Genomic DNA, 21,122 nt, shown 5'->3' with positions numbered 1-21,122 from the left:
ACACCTTATTTGAAAATTTTTTCGATAATTATTTTAGCAGAATCCCCACTACATAAATTACAAAATCTATTATAAAATTCATTGTATTTATCACGATAATCTATTGAAACATCATCAATATTTTTAATTACCTCAATCAATTCATCATTATCTTTTATAAGTGGTCCTGGAAGTTCCTTTTCCATATTTAAATACAAACCACGTACATTTTCAATATAATGATTTAAATCAGGAACGAAGAATAAAATAGGTTTTCTTGAATGTGAATAATCAAAAAATACTGACGAATAATCAGTTATTAATATATCAGATAAAACATATAACTCCTGAATATCATCATAACTTGATAAATCTATTGCAAAATCTTTCATTTTTTCATCAATTTTGAGATTTTCAGAAACTAAATGATGCATTTTTAAAATTATGACATATTCATCTGAAAATTCCTTATATAACCTTTCAAAATCAATTTCTAAATTAAAATAATGTTCCCATGATCCATTTTGTTCATCATCCTTCCAAGTTGGAGCATATAAAATGATTTTTTTATCCTCATCGATGCCTAGTTTTGATTTTAAAGTTTTAACAAAGTCCATGTTATCTCTAAAGAATATATCATTAATAGGATAACCATCCTCTAAAATTTCTTTTTCAAATTTAAATGCTCTTCTAAATATTTTTGTTGAATAATGATTTGATGAAATTAAATAATCCCAGTTTCTAGATTCGTTATAGAAATTTTGCCTTCCTTGAACTTCAGGCCCAGGAATTGTAATATCATAACCCAATTTCTTAAGTGGAGTACCATGCCAAGTTTGTAAATAGACATTTCCAGGCCTTTTTTTATGAATTGGGAAAATAATATTATTAATCCAATATTTTGATAAGGCTAAGTACTTATAATAATCCCCAGATTCGAATCGATCAACTATAATTGGATTACCCGGAATAATATCTTTGTTTTTTCCAGAATAAGCCCATACAAAAGTATATTCTTTATCCATCCCCATTTCAAGCATTGCTTCATATAAATATTTAGGATTGCCTGAATATGATTTGCCGAAAAAGCTTTCAAAGAAAATCATTTTATTATTTAATGGTTTTTTTAAAGTTTTTGAATAAACAGTTCTCCCACATGCAATAGTATATGATTTCAACCATGCAGATTCTGTAGTAATCCATAATGCAAGAGAATGTCTATTTTCAGTTGCATAAAATGAATATACTTTACCATCTTTTTCAAACTTAATTAGAAACCTATCTTCATCATTCTCAAAGTACTTGAATGTTGATAAATCAATTAAAGACTGGTAATAAATATCCTCATCATAAATTCTTAAATAGAAATCCATTCTCAAATCTAATATGTTATCTGATGAACTTTTAATCTCATCAATGACGCCTTTAAAAGTATAATGTTTTTTATTTGTTTCATCTACTTTAAAATCAAGGTCAAAAACATTACTTTGACTTTCAAGACGATGATTAGCAATTATTGTAGTTTTATCAATATTATGAATATCCTCATTTAAAACATCAAAAGTACCTTCAATTAATATCTTATTATCATCAACAGTTTTTAGCTCATTAATTGTATAATCAAAATCAATATCTTCAATTTTTACAGATAAGTTACCGTAATTAGTTTTATAAGCATTTAAAACAAGATTTTTCTCGTAAAATATTGCTTTGAATAAGTGATTTGTAGGAATAAATAAAATTCTTTTTTTATAAAATATTAATTTACCCATAATTTTGAAATAAAAATCCAATAATCCTTTATCAGCCATTTCAAGTAACTCAGAAACCTTAAATATTGCAGTTGATGATTTTATTTTTGAAACTAATCTCCTGCCACTTGTTCTATGTTTAATTTCTATATATGAATGAGATATAACTTTTTGATTAGTTTTAATTATTATTTCATCACCATTGACTTTTAAATCAATAGTTGGTTGCAAATAATAATCAAAATGTCTCATTAAAAGCTTTTTGGCTAGATTTTTTCCTTTACTTTTAATATTCATTAACAAAACACCACAATCATTTTAATTCATATTCAATTATTTTACAAATCTTTTCAATATCTTCAACTGTTAAATCTAAATATAAAGGTAAAGAAAGGATAGTATCACTAATATTTTTAGCTATTGGAGTATTTTTGTCAAAGTCATATGCTGGAAATTCATTACATGGAGGATAGAAATATCTTTTAGCATATACATTATATTCCGGTAATTTTTCAAATAAATGATTTTTTTCTTCAAAAGTATTCAATTTAACGGTGAAATAAGAATAATTATAATCCACATTTTTCATTGGCCTTAATACTTTAATTACCCCCTCATTTTCAAGACCAGATAAACATTCTAAATATTTTTCATAGATTATTTTTCTTTTTGCAATGGCCTCTTCAATATGATTTAAGTTAATTAAACCCATTGCTGCTTCAAATTCGTTCATTTTAGCATTGATGCCTAAAAATTGAATTTCTTCCTTATCAGGAGTAATACCAAAATTTTTAATTGATTTGAATTTATATTCTAATTCAGGATCATCATAAATAAGTGCTCCACCTTCAATAGTATTAAATACTTTAGTTGCATGGAAACTGAACATGCTAATGTCCCCATAAGATGCGATTGGATTATCATTAATTTTAACCCCGAATGCATGAGCCGCATCGTAGATAACTTTTAAATCATGTTTTTTAGCTATTTTTTCAATTTTATCAACATCGCAAGGATTTCCAAAAACATGAACTGGCATTATAGCTGAAGTCTTATCAGTGATTAATTCTTCAATATTATCTGGATTTAAATTATAATACTCTTTGTCAACATCTGCAAAAACCGGAGTTAGACCGTTATTAACAATAGCTTGAATAGTTGATGCAAAAGTAAAAGGAGTTGTAATTACTTCGCCAGTTAAATTTAGAGCTTTAATAGCTACTTCCAATGAAGAATGACCATTAACAAATAATTCAATGTTATCGACACTTAAAAATTCTTTAAGTTTTTCTTGAAATTCACGTTCTATTGGACCATTATTTGTAATCCATCTATTTTCCCAAATTTCATTTAATTTTTCTTCATATTCCTCAATAGGCGGTAATAAAGGCCTTGTAACTAAAATTGGCTCATTAAATTTTAAGTTTTCCATAGTATCCTCTGTGATAAAATAATAATATATTAATATTATTTGTTTTTTATCTTATTAATAGTTAAAGTAAAAACTCAGACTCTTTCAAAAAAGAATTATTATTTCATTTAAATAAAAGCTCTTATTACAAATCATCCTATCCAAAGTTATGAAAAATGTTGCTAAAAACAATACTATAACATGGACGAATGATATTCATGTTTAAAATATCAACGAACGATTTCCATAATTACTCTGTAAAAATTGGATGGAAATTAAATTTAGAGAAATTTCCCAATAACAATAAACTATGATTAGCATCAGATATTAAGTAATAAGATATGATGCTGAAGCAAAAACAGCTAAACAGAATTGTCCACAAAGCATCGGAATAAAAAATTCTTTTAGTTTTGAACCATAATAATCAATTAATATTAATTATTTTAAATCAGATAGAGAAGCTCCTCTTTCTTGTAATAATAATTCTCTAATTCTTGTTGATGAAATTCCTTTTGTATATGGGAAATAAATTATTTTAATATTATTTTTATTAAATTCTTTTTCATAATTTTTCCATTTTTCAGATCCATACCAATCATCACCAACAAATAAATAGGAAGCACCTAATTTTTTGCACATAGCTAATTTATCCATATCATTCTGAGGTACAACTGCATCTACATATCTACATGATCTAACCATTTCAATACGCTCATCATAAGGTATAAAAGCTTTTTTGTTTTTATATGAAACTAATTCATCAACAGTAACACCAACTATTAGTTTATCACACATTCCTTTTGCATTTTTTAATAAATTTAAATGACCTATATGAAATAAATCATATACTCCTGCAGTATATCCTATAATCATTTTATTCCTCTATTAATTTAATTATATTTAAATTAGTAATTCATTAGTTTTATATCTATACTTTTCTACTCCAAAACCTATCAAAAAATATCTTCAATGAATTTAACTCTTAAATACAGTAATATTTATTGTAGAATTATCATATTTTTTTAAATGTTGTAAATTTATTTCATCAAAATTGTCTAAAGCACAAATAACCTCTTCAGCAGTTCTAATATTGAACCTGAAATTTCTTCATCAATATCTATAAAATCCTTTTATTTCCTGTAATAACCAATTAAAATAAACATATTTCACTTAAAACTTCAGATATTTTTTCAAAAATTACAAAGGATTTGCTGCAAAGCAAAAAGAATTAATCCAATAGTTGATTAAACTCACTTATTGCATTTTGATTGTAATATTCAAAATTAGAATTTTTACAAACAACATTGCCATTTATAAAATCATGCATCCCCTGTAGAATACCTTCTTCTGAATTTTCAACAATATGCCCCGCATAATCTCCCATCTCACGTGTGGCTTCAATATCGGTTGAAATAATAGGAATATTTAATATATCCGCCTCCATTAAAACCATTGCCCAACCTTCATAAAAAGAAGATGAAATAAATAAATCACATTCTTTTAAAATTGGCATAGGATTAGAAATATTATTAATCAAAGTAATGTTTTTTCCATACTCAATAGAATCAATCAAATTACAAATATCCTCATATAATACTCCATAACCACCAATTATGATTAATTGAGAATCAGGAAAATCATTGCAAAAGCGGTTAAAAGCCTTTATTAAACGAATATGCCCTTTTTCAGGTGAAAATCTGCCAATATTAATGAATTTAAAGCTATCTTTTTTTAATACCTCAAAAATATCATTATTATAAACATTAGTATTTTCATTAATTTTTAAACATTCCTCAGCTTTAATAAATACCGATTCATAATCATTTAGATTATGAACTACTTTAATATTATCATCTCTCCCACTAATTTGACTAGTTGGATTTAAAAGAGAAGGTGAAACTATACAAACATTATCAGCATGAGAATATGATTCTCTTAAAATGTTTCTGTTTTGATTTCCTTTAGTTTTAATCTCTTGAATCATATCATTATGAACCCATATAGAACTTTTAAAACCAGATAAACTAAACATTAAAGTCTCATCATGATTATAACCATCAAAGTCAATTACCATATCCCAATCAACATTACCAAATTGCTTTACAAAAGATCTTTTAAATAGATTATATAGTGATTTAGGACAATCCATATCCTCATTAGATAAATAGTATTTATTATAATCTATCTTTTCCCTAACAGTTGGAGTTAAATTAAAACGAATGGGCAATACTTCAACACCTTTAGGGATTGATTGAAAAATTTCTTCATGATTTTCTAAGATATTTTCTTCCCATTGCTTGAAAGTAATAAAGAAGTTATAATTCTTTCTATCAAGATTATTAAGTAAATTAAATAATGATGAAGTTATACCGAATTTATATAAAGCTCCTGCAAAAATTAGAATATTAGGATTCTTATTTTTAACATACCTCATCTTACAAACTTTTTCCCCATTGAAAATAGTTTTACATATATTTTTAGTAGCATTTGAATTATCATAAGTACAGAATTTCTTTAAGAATTCTGAATCATCATAATCTTTTTGTGAATTCAACTCAATGATTAAATCATCAACAGTTTGAACTTTAGGAAAGGGTAATTCATCTAAATCAAAATAAAAACCTCTATAAGAGATATAATCCTCCTCATCATAATTAAATAATATTATTTTTCTTTTGGTGTTAGCAAAATCAAAAAAAACACTTGAATAATCAGTGATTAATACATCCGCCATATTTAAAACATCATATGTCTCATAACCTACAGGAAAAGATTTAATATGGTCAAATTGGGAAAAATCAATTAAAGATTCGTTTAAAACATGTAACTTTGCAAATAAAATTTGATTATCTTTAAGTTGAGAATCTAATTGACGTAAATACTTTTCAACATCTTGTTTTTGCACTTCATCATCACGGTCCATTAAAATTCCACGAAATGTTGGCATATACACAAATATTTCAAAATCAAAAAGATTTAATTTCTGCTTTAATTCAGATCCCGTGAAAAACACAGTATTTTTTGGATATCCCGCAAGTAATATTTTTCCTGGAAAAATCTTTTCAATCATATATGCCTTGAGCATTTTATTCATCATATAATTATTCGGAAATATTAAATAATCACTAGAAAGTAACGGATGCTGTACATTACCCAAACGATGCTCTTCAGCAATGTTATCCTTACCCATTAATTTTAAAGGAGTCCCATGCCAAGTATTGATGAAAATCTGTCCTTCTTTTTTAACATATTTAGGTCTGATTCCTGAATCTGTAAAAATATATTTGGCTTTTTCTAATGTTTTGGTTGCTATTGCCTCTTTAGTGATGATTTTATCAATTTTTAAATTATAATTCTTTTGTAATGCTTTTATTTTATCAACAACATGTGGTTTTGCATGAACATTAATCTTTAAATTACCATATTCACCTGTTGATAACTCTTCAACAATACGGAATATGTTTCCTGTAAAATCCAAACCATCACGAGATTCTAAATAAACCAAATTATCATCTAAATTACCATTATAATACTCATTATAAATCATTGAATTTATAGCACAATCTTTAATATTCTGTAATTTAGATTTAAAACCCATTATACCACAATTAGTAACCATCATCTATTACTAAAGAGTTTACGCCATGATAAGCTTTATTAAATAAAGTTCCATTATAATTTGTATGAATAGTGTAATTTCCATTTTCCAAGGCAGATACTGCAACTGATGCTTTACCTTCATTATCAGTTGTGACATCATAATTATCTGCCCAACCAGAATCATCTAAAATTTTAATATGAACTACTTCATTTGGATAAACATTTCTATATTCATCTTTTAACACTATCTCAACACTATCTCCATTTTTTAAAGTAGAATTGCTAATTACATCAACTTGAGTATTATGTGAGTTAGATTGGATGAATAAAAACACTCCAATTGCAATAATTAAAAGTATAATCACTACAATTACAATCTTATTTGAATTCATAGATCATCTAATTATTATGAACTAATAAAACATCAATTTCACTAGTTTTAAGAACTTTTTCAGCAACGCTTCCAATGATAAACTTACGAATTCCACTTTTTCCAGATGCGGATATAACTATTAAATCAACACCTTCATCTTTAGCAACTTTATTAATTGTTTCAGCTGGAAAACCTGTTAAAACTAATTTTTTAACATTATAACTATCATCAAATTTAGATGCCATATTATCTACTGCTTGTTTAGCTTCAATTTTAAGTTTTTTATTAACATTTTTAACTTTGCTTTTAAATTGAAAAGCACTAGAAGTTAATTGACCTGCAACAGATAAAATGATTATTTCACCATCGTCAGCAATTAGTTTCTCTACTCTTTCGACTTCTTGATCTGCATAGGTTGAACCATCTGTGGGCAATAAAATTTTTTTATACATTTAGTTACACCTTTTAATATGTAATAATAATTTTGTTTTTAATAGTTTATAATCTTTGTTAAATAGTATAAACTATTAAAAATCGAGGTATCCGTCAAAATTTAATTTTACAATACCATCATTAATCAATTTAGTGTATTTAAATTGAAAAGATTTAATATTCTCTTAACGCTCAAAAAATGAAAAAAACATAGAACCAACAATTAATTTTGTCCGATACTGCCATTATAAAAAAAATTATAAAAGAGCTTTAATAGCTTCCTTTACATCAACTAAATCTTCAGTTGGCTCAAATCTACGTACTACATTTCCTTCACGATCGACTAAAAATTTAGTAAAATTCCATTTAATGTCATTGTTGTCTTTATAATGCCTATCCATCATTTTAACAACTAATTTGAGTTTGCCTGCACCATCGCCAGTTAAACCTGTGAAAGGTTGTTCGTTTTTGAGATATTCGAATAATGGAGAAGCGTTTTCACCATTTACATCAATTTTGTCAAAGATTGTGTATGGAACTAACCATTTACTTCTGCAAACTTCTGTGATTTCTTCTGTTGTGCCTGGTGCTTGTTTACCAAATTGATTACATGGGAAATCAAGTATTTCAAAACCTTGTTCATTGAACTCAGCATAAATTTCATTTAACTCAGTATATTGTGGTGTAAATCCACATTTTATTGCTGAGTTTACAATTAAAAGTACTTTTCCCTCATATTGAGATAATGAAACAGTATTTTCATCTCCATCTTTTACTTCAAAATCATATACTGACATAATAATGCCTCCTTAATTTTAATATAACACTATAATATATTTATATTTTTGTATACCAAAATTCCAATTAGTTTAAATTAAAAAACAGATAATATATTAAACTATGACAAGACAAGAAAAAATAGTTAAAACTAGCATGATTGGAATTGTAGTTAATCTTATTCTTGTTGCTTTTAAAGCATTTGTTGGGATTTTAACAAATTCAATTGCAATCACATTAGATGCAGTTAACAATTTAACTGATGCACTTTCTTCAATTATTACAATTCTCGGAACAAAACTTGCAGATAAAGCTCCTGATAAAAAACACCCTTATGGTTATGGTCGTATTGAGTATTTTTCATCAAAATAATTGCAGCAATTGTTTTATGGGCTGGAATTACAGCATTAACAGAATCATGGCCTAAAATATTTATTCCTGATGTAACAATATACTTCTGTCTCACTTATAATTATTGCAGTCGCAGTAGCTGTTAAATTTATTTTAGGAAGATATGTGAAAAGTGTTGGAGAAACCATTAATTCACAAGCACTTGTTGCAAGCGGAAGTGATACATTTTTCGATGCAATACTATCTTTGTCTACTCTAATCGCAGCAATTATTTCAATATTATTCCATATTTCACTTGAAGGTATTTTAGGAGTCATTATTTCAATCGTGATTATTAAAGCAAGTATCGACATGTTAAAAGAAACCTTAGATAGTATGATTGGTGCTAGAGTTGATTCTGAATTATCCAGAAAAATCAAAGAATCAATTTGTGAAGTGCCAGAAGTTTATGGTGCATATGATTTAAGTTTACATAATTACGGACCTGAAGATATGCAGGGATCTGTTCATGTTGAAATTGATGATGATTTAACTGCTTTAGAAATTCAGAAGTTAACAAGACAAATTTCAGGTAAAATATTCAATGAATTCTCCATTATTTTAACTGTGGGAATATATGCTCATAATGATGCATACAAAGAAATTTATGATGATTTACAGAAAATAGCTTCTGAATACCCTGAAGTTTTAGAAATACATGGATTTATAGTCTATGAAGAGGAAAATTTCATTACTTTTGATATTATCATTGATTTCGATGCTGATCGTGAAATAGTTAAAAACAAAATATTAAATGAAATAAAATTTAAACACCCGCAATTTGAATATTGTATGATTGATGATTATGATATAAGTGATTAAATACTAGTTTAATCTAATTATTAATTAAGGTGATATGATGGATAATAAAAATATTATTTTAGTCACAATTGCTATTTTAGTTGTCGCTCTTATAATAATTAGTGCATATATCATCACTAACGATGGAAATACTGTAGATACAAATAATACTACTGAAAACAATACCACTAACACAACAGGCGTTGTTATGATTGATGAAAAGGGTAATGTTAAAAATGATACTGTTGTTGGAGATGATTCCAAAAGAAACGACACTAATCAAAGTAATAAAACGCACAGAGTCTATAACCCTCAATCTGATTCATATGTAACTGTAATCGGCGAAGGTTATGATGATGAAGTTGACAGATGGTATACTTACGACACTGACGGAGTAAGATACTACAATACAAGAATTAACTAAGTGTTAATTCTTTTTCTTTTTTATTTTAAAAACACAGAATTAACTAAATTATCCCTATAAGTCGTGTCGTCCCTTAATCCTTCAATATGATGAATGATATTTAATTTTAAATCCTCTAATTTTATACGGGTTTCAACATCTGAAAAATCTACTTCAAACTCAAAAACATATTTAATTTCCATATTCTGGTCATATATTACCCAAGTAGGACCATTAATATCTAAAAGTTTAATTGACCACCTAGTCATTATAATATTAATTCGAGTTGTGAGTTTATCCACATCAAAATTTTCGTCTAAAAACACTTCTTTCATTGGTATAAATCCTCTGATCCTTTTTGAAGTATGAAGTCAAGTTCGATTTCTTCTTTATTAAATACACCAAAAGCAGCAATCTCACTTTTTTTAATAGATAATGCTTGAGAAACCTCTGTATCTTCTAGAAAGAGCATAATTACATTTAACCATTCATCATCTTCAGACAAATAACAACAGGGTTCGAATATTTGGGATTCAGTAATTATTGTTAATAACAAATCCTTTATATCAACAATTTCATGAGTATATTCCTGGTTTAGACTTAAAATTCTTTCTTGGATATTCATAAATTTAATTTAGGTAATTAAGATATTTAACTATTTTTCAAATTGGCATAATAATCCATTAAATTCACAGGAATGACAATTTGTTGTAAATTTTGAGTACTTATCTTTTGATATTTTATCCACTACACTACTTAAATACTCTAAAATAAACTCATTTTTAACATACTCTTCTTCATACAGTTTTCCTTCATCTAACACATATAAAATCAAATTTTCAACACAAACATCTTCCCTTTCACTTAAAGCCAATGCATAATAGCTTAATAATTCCATGTAAAATGAATGGTAGTTTCTCATATCATCACGTGTGCGAATAAAATGAACTAAACTCACACCATCACCATCATTAATAATTAAATCAATTACTCCATTAATATCATATCCATTAACTTCTAAACTAACAGGATAGGAAGTGTTAACCGCTTCAAAGTTTTCACCATACTCTTTCCAGTAATCAGCAAAATTACTGAATAATTTTTTTAAATTGCCTTTACCTGAAGCAAAAGAATATGATTCGATTACCTGCGAGATGAGATTTTCTATACTTTCCCTATCCCAGTCAGTTACAAGTTTATCATTGTGCAATCGATTTACGATTATTTTAAGCTTTGAATCAATGAACTTATTAATGTTCTTTGGATTTTTAAACTTCAAGTTATTTTCAAGATTGTATTTCAAAGGACAGACCAGATAATCATCCAGAATGTTTTCAAATTCAATTTGGTTAAACAATTTTGTATCCCTTAGCATGTGAGAAGTTATTTTTTTCATGTCAAAAACATCAGATGGTTCTATTTTTACTAAATCCTTTTCAAAATCTCTTAAAACCATAGGCATCTCACTACCTGTTCTTGGAAGTACTGTTGATAAAATCAATAATTCCTCAGCACGAGTATTGGCTACATAAACAACACGTTCTTCTTCATGATCAAATTCAAAAGGCTCTTTATCTTCGGATATTTTATATTTTAAGAATCTATTAGGTGTTGGATAAACCGGATAATTATTATAAATATGCGATTTTCTCTGAGCTGAAAATTTTAATGGAAAACTTCTATCTTTAATAGATGCAGTTATTACAACTGGATATTCCAAACCTTTAGCTTTGTGAACTGTCATTATATGAACTTTTTTTGAATTGTCTTCCTCTTCGTTAATCGGACAAGAATAATACTTAAGTGAACGGTAAATATAATTAAATAGACCAATTAAATCGTATTTTCCCATAATATTTTCATAATCAGAGATTATTTCAGAAATTAATGATAAGTTAAGTGTAGCTTTTTTAGCTTCAAAATCACTTCTGGTGAGCAATTCATCCATATAACCAGTTGTTTTTAGCAGTTCATAAAATATCTGAAGAGAGGTTAATCGGGCTTCCTTAATTGATGATTTTAAATCATTTAAAGAAACAAAAAAATCCAAATCATGTTCATCATCAATTCCAATAGCTTTTAGTTCCTCGCGAGAACAACTGCTTAAATCAGCAACTCCACCAACTTTTTTAAATATTTCCTCCAAATCCTCATCTGAATAATCACGAACAACATCCATTATTGAAACTGATTTTGATGATGAAACCAATGGTTTAAAGTTATTTTTAAAATTAACCACATTGGCATGGTATTTTAACTCAATGTCATTTAAAATTTCCTGGGTCTTATTAGATAGTTTAAATATCTTTGACGAATCATAATATTTATCTGTAAATGATGATAAGTTAATCCATTGCCCTCCATCACCATAATAAGCAATACGAGTTGGATTGAATGGTAGCATATACCAAAATAAAGCTAGAATCGCTTTTACCTCATCCTGGTAAATTAAATCATTAATTCCTTTAAGATAATATGGAATTTTCTCTTTTTCAAATTCTTCCAAAATATCTTTTTTATCTTTATGGCTTCTAAAAAGAACACAAACATCACTATATTTAGATATCTTACCTGAACTTTTTAAGTTTTTAATAATATATGCTATTCCTTTATATTCCTCTTCATCGCGAGTATTTTCAAGCATGTAAACAGGCATTTTAGATTTATTATCCGTTTTCAAGCTCTTTGGACTTACACGCTTTTCAGTTATATACTTCTCATTAAACTCGACAATATCAGAGGTAGAACGGTAGTTGTTTACGAGAATCTTATTTTCAAATTCATCACTTCTTGAATAATCATTGAAAAATTGAGGACTGGCTGCTCTAAATGAATAAATACTTTGGTCTTCATCGCCTACAACAGTGAATGTGTCAGATATGTCCCGTAAAAGTTCAAAAATCTGCATTTGAATAGCATCAGTATCTTGAAACTCATCAATTAACACATTGCGATACTGTACTTGCTTTAAATTATTTTTATTAGATAAAATTTTCAATGCCTTAACAAGCAGATAATTTTGATCACAGACATGTTCCCTCTCCATTAGCTCGATCCAATCACTGTATGATTTTGCAATTTGCAGATACCTTGCCTTGTAAACATCACATTGAAAACCTAATGATTTGATTTCTTTTTTAGAAGGATATTGATTACTTGGGTGAGTTTTATAAAATTCATCAATATATGTCAGATATTCTCCATCAATTTGATATTTTGACTCAATATAGTCAATTAAGGCATCAGAGTCAATTTCAAATAATGCATATTCATCATATTTTTTAAGAACCTGGCCTGATTCATGATTTCTTAAAAATGACTTGCCCTTAAAACCTAAGTCGGTTCTGTGTTTGTTGAAAAATAAATTCCTCTCAGATTCCCTTTTAAGTAAATTATATGGAATATCGCAGAAATCAAATAATATTGATCTGCAAAAACTATGAATTGTACTTATTCTCATCTTGTTAATGATATTTACTTCTAATTTTGTGTCCTTTTTAAAGCGTTCCCTCAATTCTTCAGCGGCTTTATTTGTAAATGTAATTACAAGAATCGATTCGGGAACTGCTCCATTTTCAATTAAATACAATACTCTTTCAATAATTACACGTGTTTTTCCAGCTCCAGGACCTGCATTAATTAGTAAAGGTTTTCCAATATACTCAACAGCTTCTTTTTGATAATCATCCAATTCAACTAACGGTGGGATTTCACGAACAATACACTTATCTGTTTTTTTAACAGCCTGAAAATTTAGATTATGTGAAAGGAGATTTCCTTCACTATCAAACAATTTAAGATTTAAAATGTTTTCATTAATAAAATTATTTAAATTGCCTTCAACCAAGTTTAAAACATCCACTTTATCCTTAGGGGACAAATCTTCAATCAGTATTAAATCGTCACCTTCCTGATTAATCAATGAAGGCATGATGGAGTCTACTTCAAGACTATCAAATATCAAATAAATATCTTCATTTGTTATTTTTGGATTATGACCTAAAAATGTGAAATCGAACTCATAGTCAACTTGTAAAAACTCTTCAAAACCAACGAAATAATCTTCATAGATATATTCAAATAATATTTTATGAACACTTTCAATATCATTTAGTGTTAATGTTAAAGAAGGGTCGTTGAAAACATCAATAGTAAAGACAAGTTCCTTTTTAGTTTGTCTGCAAAATAAATCTAAAATAACTTTAGCCGTAGCCATAGCTAGTTTGTATTTTTTAACTACAATCAATTTTTCCATGACACTGCACAAGTCATACAACTTCTTAAATTTAGGTTTAAGAAAAGTAAAAACACTACTCTCTCTCATTATAATCATTAAAACATTTAGTTATAAAAACACTATCAATCCATTCAGGCTGAATCAATCCTTTTGAAATATCCTCTTCTATTTGAGATACAATAATCATGCCGTCTTTTTTAGAAAGTTTTTTAAATTCGATTAATTTAGAAAATGAATCCCCACTACCCTCAACAAATTTATTTAAATTTAAACGACATTTAGCCTTTTTTTCTTCACTTTTAAGTAAGCATTGACGTTTAAATTCATGTTTAATACCTTTTTTAAATTCTTTAGCTTCAATTATTTCCCCATGAATATTGAAAATAATTCCAACAATGTCCCTGTCCTGTAAAATCGGATATTTCTTTTTAACCCTGCTTATTAATAAAGTATCATAATCCCTTCCTACAATATTATCTAATTCATTGAGATATGAAACTTGCTTAACTGAATTATCAAAATAATACTCCAAATACCTTTTAATTTCAAAATCACTAATATTATCATCATAAATTTTAGATTCAACCCTAGAATAAATCAAATTAACATCTTCATCCGAAAGATCATATTTTTTCAGGCATTTGATATAAAATGGACTGTCTTTCTGGAGGAGTTTAGATAAATACTCAATTTTATCTTGTTTTTCTAAACTTGTAACTCTCCTGTTAAAGTAATCATCTAATGTAGCTACAATATTGTCTGAAACAAATTTATTAGAGTCAATATCACTTTTTAACTCTTCAATAATAAGTTCACATTCGTTTAAACTTAAATCATAAGAATAAAGCAAGTAATTAAAAAAAGGAGTATCATAATCACCTATAAGTTCATCTAATCTATTTATAATAACTTCATTAATCATATTTGTTTATAATTTATCTAAAATAAGATAAATAATTTAGGGAGCCGAATTTTTTAAAAATCAAAGTGAATATGTTTTTATAGTTAATTATCAAACTTTCGGCATAAATGTTTCGAGCCATTTGTAATGAACTTCTGTTTTTGAAATCGACTCAACATGTGTTGTAATAGTTAATTTTTGCAAATATCCTTTAGATTCTAGGCAATAATGTTTTATTTCTCTTTATTTGTCTCCATATTTGTTCGATTGGATTTAAGTTGGAGAGTCTGGTGGAAGATATATTAGTTTAATATAGGTGTAGTGCTATTTTTTTGATAAATACTGAATTGAATCCTATAATTAAGATATTTAAATAAAAAATTATAGGTAAATAGAAAATGAATACAATAAACAAACATCGGCCATCATAATTATTTTAAATAATGCTCTCTAAATTCAATTAATCCAAATAAAAGTATTATTGATGAGATTTTGCTAATTTACTAGCTGAAATATCATCAAATACATACCATATCCTATTCTCCTCCAATACTAATTTTTTTAACTCAACAAGAGAATCTGCTTTTATTACATAGGCAGATTCCTCATAACAATACACATCTCCAATTATACGAACTCTAAATATTCCCGTATCATTATCCATATAATTAAATTTTAATTCCAATGTGAGAAGTTCTTCATAATATAGAAAAATTTCTTTCAGTTCAGAATTCTTGATTTTTGATAAGTCCAAGATTCCATAATCAATTTTTCTTAATGTCTCAACATTTAAAAATTCAACAACCTCTTCTGAATATTTAAACAAATCAAGCTTCATTGAAACCTCTTTAAATTATTAGCATTACATGAGCATATCATCTAAATTAAAGTTTAAGTATTAGTGATAAGAAAATCAATGAAAACAGTTATATTCTGACAATCATTTAATCATTTCCCTCATAATCTCAATAATTCTTCTGTTTAAAGGATTTTCAAGTGATATAAATTCCTCACTTGCTTTACTGGATCCAAATTCAGCAAAGTAAGGAGTATGACAACAATCTCCATCAATTGTAGCTCCAAAAGTTATTTCATTTCCTTTAACTTTTATACCAAAATCTGCAAATTCAAATACCAATACTTTATCAATGTCACTTGTTTTAAATTTTTCACTGGTTCCACCATACTCTAGTTCAAATACAGCCTCACCATCAATTTTACAAGCAGTAGCATATACAAGACGAATGTATGCTCCATCTTCATTGATTTTGCGATTCAAAAATTCAAAGAAGTTCACATTCATTTCATCAAAATCATACTTTTCATCTGCCATACCTGCATAAGTCGGCATGTAATTATTTGATGTGAGTTCATCTACAAAGAAATGAAATTCATCATTTCCACATACTGAGTTTTCAACTGTCTTTTTAACATTTATAGTACAATTTTTCTTAATTTCCATTTTATTCCTCTAAATGATGATAGGTTATAAGTTTTAGGATTAAATCCTTGGCTGAATAATAATAGTCACAAGTCTAGAATTAGCTAAATATAAACTAAGTAACTATAAATAAATCTAAAAGAATACTGCATTCCAGTATGCAGTTAATTTAACTTGTGGTGTCATTTTATCAACCCCTAATATTTGAGAAGTTCATATAGATTTTAATTTGAAATTTAATATAATGGTATGGTCTTTATGTATATCAATAATTCAAAGTACATTTACATATTATTTTCATATAATATATAAAGTTTTTGTTTTTATGACCCAAAATTGAGGTAAATTAAAAAAAGATAATATGGGAGAATTATAATTCTCCATTTTTGCGCCTTTCATCTAACAGTTCAAGACCTAAATCTCCTAATTTGTATTTTTGAATTTTGCCACTAGTTGTAAGCGGGAATTCATCAACAAAGAATACATATTTAGGAACTTTATACCTTGCAATAGACCCAATACAGAAATCACGAATATCCGCTTCAGTAACATCATCAAAGCCATCATCTTTAATAATAAAAGCACCAACTATTTCACCATATTTCTCATCAGGAATTCCAGCTACTTGAACATCTTGAACACAATCATGAGTGAATAGGAATTCTTCTATTTCACGGGGATAAATATTTTCCCCACCACGAATAATCATGTCTTTAATACGGCCTACAATAGAATAATATCCCTCTTCATCAACTATTGCAAGGTCTCCTGAGTGTAACCATCCATCAGGCTCAATTGTCTCGGCGGTTTTTTCAGGCATATTATAATATCCTTTCATAACATTGAAACCTCTACACATGATCTCTCCTTTTTGACCAGGCCCTAACTCTTCACCAGTATCCGGATCAACTATCTTAACTTCAATATTAGGGAATTTGCGACCAACAGTGTTGATTTTTTTCTCAAATGAATCAGAAGCATTAGTTTGTGTAAAACCCGGTGCCGCTTCAGTAAGCCCATATACACTTGTAATCTCTTTCATATTCATTTTTTCAATAGCATCTTTCATTGTTTCAACAGGACAAGTTGAACCAGCCATAATACCTGTACGTAATGAAGACATGTCAAACATGTCAAACATTGGATGGTTCATCATTCCAATAAACATTGTAGGAACCCCATAAATTGATGTGCATTTTTCTTTTTGAATTGATGAAATAGCAAGTAATGGATCATACTCTTCAAGAACAACCATTGTTGAACCATGAGTTATGACAGCCATTACCCCAAGCACAGTTCCAAAACAATGGAATAAAGGTACCTGTAAGAGTAAACGGTCTTTGTTAGTGTAATTCATGTTTTCTCCAATATAATATCCATCATTTACAATATTGCGAGAAGTAAGCATTACTCCTTTAGGAAATCCTTCTGTACCGGAAGTATATTGCATATTTATTACGTCATGCTGGGAAACAGAATCTTTAACACATTGGAACTTTTCTTCATCATAATTCATTCCAAGCAATAATAATTCATTAGTATTATACATTCCACGGTGTTTTTCTTGACCTACATGGAATAAAAATTTTAAATGTGGGAATTTTTCAGCAACTAACCTTCCACGAGCACAAGTTTTCATCTCAGGTACAAGTTCATGTATAATATCAAAATAATTTGTATCTCTAAATGTTTCAGTCATAGCTAATGCTTTCATATCTGATTGTTTAATCACATATTCTAATTCATGTGATTGGTAAGCAGTATTGACCGTTACAATAGTTGCTCCAATTTTAGCAGTTGCAAACATATAAGTTAACCATTCAGGGACGTTTTTAGCCCAAATACCAACATGGTCACCTTTTTCAATTCCAATAGCCAGCATTCCTTTTGCTAGATTATCCACCCTTTCATCAAATTCTTTATAAGTAAATCTTAAATTTCTATCTGGATAAACAATGAATTCATGATCTGGTTGTTTTTCAACCATTGATTCAAAGAACTTGCCTAATGACAGTTCTGTAAATAATTCGCTCATATTTTCACCTCAAAATTTATTTAATAAAATAACTAACCAAAATACAATTCATTAATGCAACCTCAATTGCAATCTTTTTAAGCTCAAATCCAAACTAGCTGTGAAAAATCTATCAATTTTTGGACTATAAGTTATTTTATTCATTTTTTCATTCTCCTTAATACGGTGTATATAATACAGCGAGTATTTTAGCTTTATTTTTATCACTTGCATGAAGGTGATGCGGCACTACTGAGTCATAAAATATTGTGTCGCCTTCACCAATTGTAAAAGTGTCTTTACCATAGATGACTTCAATTTCCCCTTCTAAAACATAAATGAATTCTTCACCTTCGTGAGAGGACAGTTCCTTTTCTCCTTCTTCATATTCAATATCAATTAAGAATGGATCAATGTTTCTATCAATCTTACCTGCCCCTAAAGAGTGGAATTCTAAATTAGTTGCATTTGTAACATCTTCCCTGCCGGAAAAGAATAATGAATTTTCGGTTTTTCCACCACGAGTTATAACAGGGCCAAGTTCAGGAGTATCATCTAAAAATGTTCCTAAACGTACACCTAATGCCCTTGCCATTTTAGTTAATGGTGTAAGGGATGGAATTACTTCTCCCTCTTCCATGGCTTGTAAAACTTCAAGTTTTACCCCACTTGTCTCAGCAAGTTCATCTATAGACATGTCTTGTCTAGTTCTAATATCTTTGATTTTTTGTGCAAAATCTTCGTTTGTCATATTTTTCTCACTTTTTGGATTTTTTCACTTAAAAATATTTAAGTATGTATAATTATCATTAATAATATATTTAAAAGTATCTGAATTCAAGCATTTTAATTAAAAATTTTAATTTTTGATTAAAAAAATAATATAAAAACTTGAATAGAAACATGATCAGATAAAAAAGATTTGAATTTCATACAAATATACAATTGCCAATATTAAATGCCACACGTCTATTGAATTGACTTTAAAAGAAAATATTGGATTTAAATAAAAGAAAAATAATATATACTTTGAGGATTAATGAATTAATGTAGAGAATCTTCCCCGTTTCTTTACAATTCATTATGTAGAAAAATCTATATTAGTAAATGAGGAAAAATAAGGTTTGGATTATCCAACCTTATTATTTTTAATAGAAATTTATACATAATCCATATTTCATTTAATAATTATTTAAAATAAAATTGTTTGATCTGATTTTAGTCAAGTTGCCAAAGTTGAAAAAGACCATCCTCATATGAATTCCAGAAAATATAACCTCCCAGGATTCAACAAATAGACCTAAAAAAATTATTTGACTTATTAGTAAAAAAATGGGTGGTAAAAATATCCACATAGGATGTGATGTTTTTATTAATTCAAATTGTTCTATGCAAGATCAAGGCGGAATTTATATTGGTGATGAGGTTCTTATTGGACATAATGTTTGTCTTTTAACATTAAATTATGAATTAAACCCAAAAAAACATGCCAATCTTCTACCTGCTCCAATTCATTTAGAAAATCATGTGTGGTAGGTTCTAATGTCACAATTCCTCCAGGGAGTGAGAGTTGGTGAAAATTCTGTTGTTGCTGCTGGAGCTGTTGTAACTAATGATGTTCCATCCAATAGTATTGTTGGCTGTGTTCCTGCAAAAATTATTAAAAAAATAGATGAATGATAACTTTGCAGATTATCAATTTAATGACCAACTAAAAGTATAGTCAATATTGAAAGTATTGAAATTACAATAGCTACAATTGGGTTAACAGCATTTAAAATAAAAATACTAACTTTGAAATAGTATTAAGTACATCAACTATTAATTTTAATAGGATTTATTTATTAATTAAAAATATATATTAATACAAACAAAACTTTAAATAATTTTAAGGACTGTTTTATATGTTAAGTATTAATCAATGCTACCTAGATTTTGTTGATAAAATCTTAAAAACTGGAAAAGAAACATACAAAGATTCAAATCATCATTTGATTGAAAGTTTAGGGAACTTTTACATCATTGATGACCCGTTAAACTTAAAATACAAAGCAAAATATCAACATTACACAACCGACATGATGTTAGCAGATATTAAATCCGGGAAATTTGATATTGATGCTTGCCCAATTAAAAGCGATGCACTATACGAATATGTTAAATCAGCAGAAAATTCAGATGACCAAGGATTTGTTTATACTTATCCAAACAGGATTTTTGCTCATTTTGATATTGACCAATTCAATACCATGAAAGAAAGAATTTTAACTGCCACCGGTTCAAATCGTGCAGTTGCAGTTACAATTGACCCACACTTAGATGCAGACAGAGAAGATATCCCATGCCTTCAATTTTTACAATGTATTGTTCGAAATAAGGAATTAACCATCCATTGTTTATTTAGAAGTAATGATATTTTTGGTGCTTTTTACTCCAACATGTTTTTCATCGCCTATTTGGGAATTAAAATGAAAGATGAAGTAAACAAAGAAATTATGAGTGAAAAATTAAACTTCAGTGGAGTTCACTACCACTCAACCTCAGGCCACATATATAATACTGATTTAAAAGCAGCTCGTAAATTAATTAAAACAAATAAATAAGGTTTGAAA

19 protein-coding genes and 1 pseudogene are annotated in these 21,122 nt (G+C 27.8%); 5 read left to right on the top strand and 15 right to left on the bottom strand.

Features of this window, described 5'->3' with window-relative positions; all coding sequences use genetic code 11:
* Positions 1-5 precede the first annotated feature (5 nt).
* From Q9969_RS01945 to Q9969_RS01915, 7 genes are all read right to left on the bottom strand, one after another.
* Positions 6-2,027: a CDP-glycerol glycerophosphotransferase family protein gene (locus Q9969_RS01945; protein ID WP_305553857.1), complete on the bottom strand. Its 2,022-nt coding sequence runs from the start codon at positions 2,025-2,027 to the stop codon at positions 6-8.
* Positions 2,028-2,043: 16 nt separating this feature from the next.
* The gene (locus Q9969_RS01940; protein WP_305553854.1) at positions 2,044-3,162 is read right to left on the bottom strand and encodes a DegT/DnrJ/EryC1/StrS family aminotransferase; all 1,119 of its coding nucleotides are present in this window, start codon (positions 3,160-3,162) and stop codon (positions 2,044-2,046) included.
* A gap of 417 nt (positions 3,163-3,579) precedes the next feature.
* Positions 3,580-4,014: an adenylyltransferase/cytidyltransferase family protein gene (locus tag Q9969_RS01935; RefSeq protein ID WP_305553851.1), complete on the bottom strand. Its 435-nt coding sequence runs from the start codon at positions 4,012-4,014 to the stop codon at positions 3,580-3,582.
* A 355-nt stretch (positions 4,015-4,369) separates the two neighbouring features.
* On the bottom strand, positions 4,370-6,739 hold the full coding sequence (locus tag Q9969_RS01930; protein ID WP_305553848.1) for a CDP-glycerol glycerophosphotransferase family protein: 2,370 nt from the start codon (positions 6,737-6,739) through the stop codon (positions 4,370-4,372).
* A gap of 10 nt (positions 6,740-6,749) precedes the next feature.
* Positions 6,750-7,133, bottom strand: a complete 384-nt coding sequence (locus Q9969_RS01925) for a hypothetical protein (protein ID WP_305553845.1) — start codon at positions 7,131-7,133, stop codon at positions 6,750-6,752.
* A gap of 7 nt (positions 7,134-7,140) precedes the next feature.
* On the bottom strand, positions 7,141-7,566 hold the full coding sequence (locus Q9969_RS01920) for a universal stress protein (protein WP_305553842.1): 426 nt from the start codon (positions 7,564-7,566) through the stop codon (positions 7,141-7,143).
* Positions 7,567-7,803: 237 nt separating this feature from the next.
* Positions 7,804-8,343 carry a glutathione peroxidase gene (locus tag Q9969_RS01915; protein ID WP_305553839.1) on the bottom strand — a complete coding sequence of 180 codons (540 nt, stop codon included), beginning with the start codon at positions 8,341-8,343 and terminating at the stop codon, positions 7,804-7,806.
* Positions 8,344-8,446: 103 nt separating this feature from the next.
* On the opposite strand from Q9969_RS01915, the pseudogene Q9969_RS01910 reads away from it, so the two are divergent.
* Positions 8,447-9,535: pseudogene (locus tag Q9969_RS01910) on the top strand (cation diffusion facilitator family transporter).
* 37 nt (positions 9,536-9,572) lie between these two features.
* A complete protein-coding gene (locus Q9969_RS01905; protein ID WP_305553836.1) occupies positions 9,573-9,938 on the top strand; it encodes a hypothetical protein in 366 nt (121 codons plus the stop codon).
* Between the two features lie 20 nt (positions 9,939-9,958).
* Here Q9969_RS01905 and Q9969_RS01900 read toward each other — a convergent pair whose 3' ends face one another.
* The 8 genes from Q9969_RS01900 to Q9969_RS01865 all read right to left on the bottom strand — a co-directional run bounded on the left by Q9969_RS01900 (position 9,959) and on the right by Q9969_RS01865 (position 19,261).
* On the bottom strand, positions 9,959-10,252 hold the full coding sequence (locus tag Q9969_RS01900; protein WP_305553833.1) for a hypothetical protein: 294 nt from the start codon (positions 10,250-10,252) through the stop codon (positions 9,959-9,961).
* Entirely contained in the window at positions 10,249-10,542 is a 294-nt protein-coding gene (locus Q9969_RS01895; protein ID WP_305553830.1) for a hypothetical protein, read from the bottom strand. Before Q9969_RS01895 ends, Q9969_RS01900 begins: the two co-directional genes overlap by 4 nt.
* Before the next feature lie 30 nt (positions 10,543-10,572).
* Complete coding sequence (locus Q9969_RS01890) at positions 10,573-14,172, bottom strand: ATP-dependent DNA helicase (RefSeq protein ID WP_305553827.1); 3,600 nt, start codon at positions 14,170-14,172, stop codon at positions 10,573-10,575.
* Positions 14,173-14,227: 55 nt separating this feature from the next.
* Entirely contained in the window at positions 14,228-15,076 is an 849-nt protein-coding gene (locus Q9969_RS01885; RefSeq protein WP_305553824.1) for a hypothetical protein, read from the bottom strand.
* A 457-nt stretch (positions 15,077-15,533) separates the two neighbouring features.
* A complete protein-coding gene (locus tag Q9969_RS01880) occupies positions 15,534-15,893 on the bottom strand; it encodes a hypothetical protein (protein WP_305513022.1) in 360 nt (119 codons plus the stop codon).
* Positions 15,894-15,995: 102 nt separating this feature from the next.
* Entirely contained in the window at positions 15,996-16,517 is a 522-nt protein-coding gene (locus tag Q9969_RS01875; RefSeq protein ID WP_305513021.1) for a hypothetical protein, read from the bottom strand.
* 349 nt (positions 16,518-16,866) lie between these two features.
* Positions 16,867-18,531 carry an AMP-binding protein gene (locus Q9969_RS01870; protein ID WP_305513019.1) on the bottom strand — a complete coding sequence of 555 codons (1,665 nt, stop codon included), beginning with the start codon at positions 18,529-18,531 and terminating at the stop codon, positions 16,867-16,869.
* Between the two features lie 157 nt (positions 18,532-18,688).
* Complete coding sequence (locus tag Q9969_RS01865; protein WP_305513017.1) at positions 18,689-19,261, bottom strand: cupin domain-containing protein; 573 nt, start codon at positions 19,259-19,261, stop codon at positions 18,689-18,691.
* Between the two features lie 581 nt (positions 19,262-19,842).
* Here Q9969_RS01865 and Q9969_RS01860 point away from each other — a divergent pair.
* From Q9969_RS01860 to Q9969_RS01850, 3 genes are all read left to right on the top strand, one after another.
* On the top strand, positions 19,843-20,046 hold the full coding sequence (locus Q9969_RS01860) for a hypothetical protein (protein WP_305553821.1): 204 nt from the start codon (positions 19,843-19,845) through the stop codon (positions 20,044-20,046).
* 6 nt (positions 20,047-20,052) lie between these two features.
* Positions 20,053-20,190, top strand: coding sequence for a hypothetical protein (locus tag Q9969_RS01855; protein ID WP_305513013.1), 138 nt, complete (start codon positions 20,053-20,055; stop codon positions 20,188-20,190).
* Positions 20,191-20,414: 224 nt separating this feature from the next.
* Entirely contained in the window at positions 20,415-21,113 is a 699-nt protein-coding gene (locus Q9969_RS01850; protein WP_305553818.1) for a thymidylate synthase, read from the top strand.
* Positions 21,114-21,122 lie beyond the last annotated feature (9 nt).

The organism is Methanobrevibacter sp. V74 (assembly GCF_963082495.1).
In the GTDB taxonomy this organism is placed as follows: Archaea; Methanobacteriota; Methanobacteria; order Methanobacteriales; family Methanobacteriaceae; genus Methanocatella.
The sequence above is the reverse complement of the archived record's forward strand: the minus strand, read 5'-3'. Positions and strand labels throughout refer to the sequence as shown.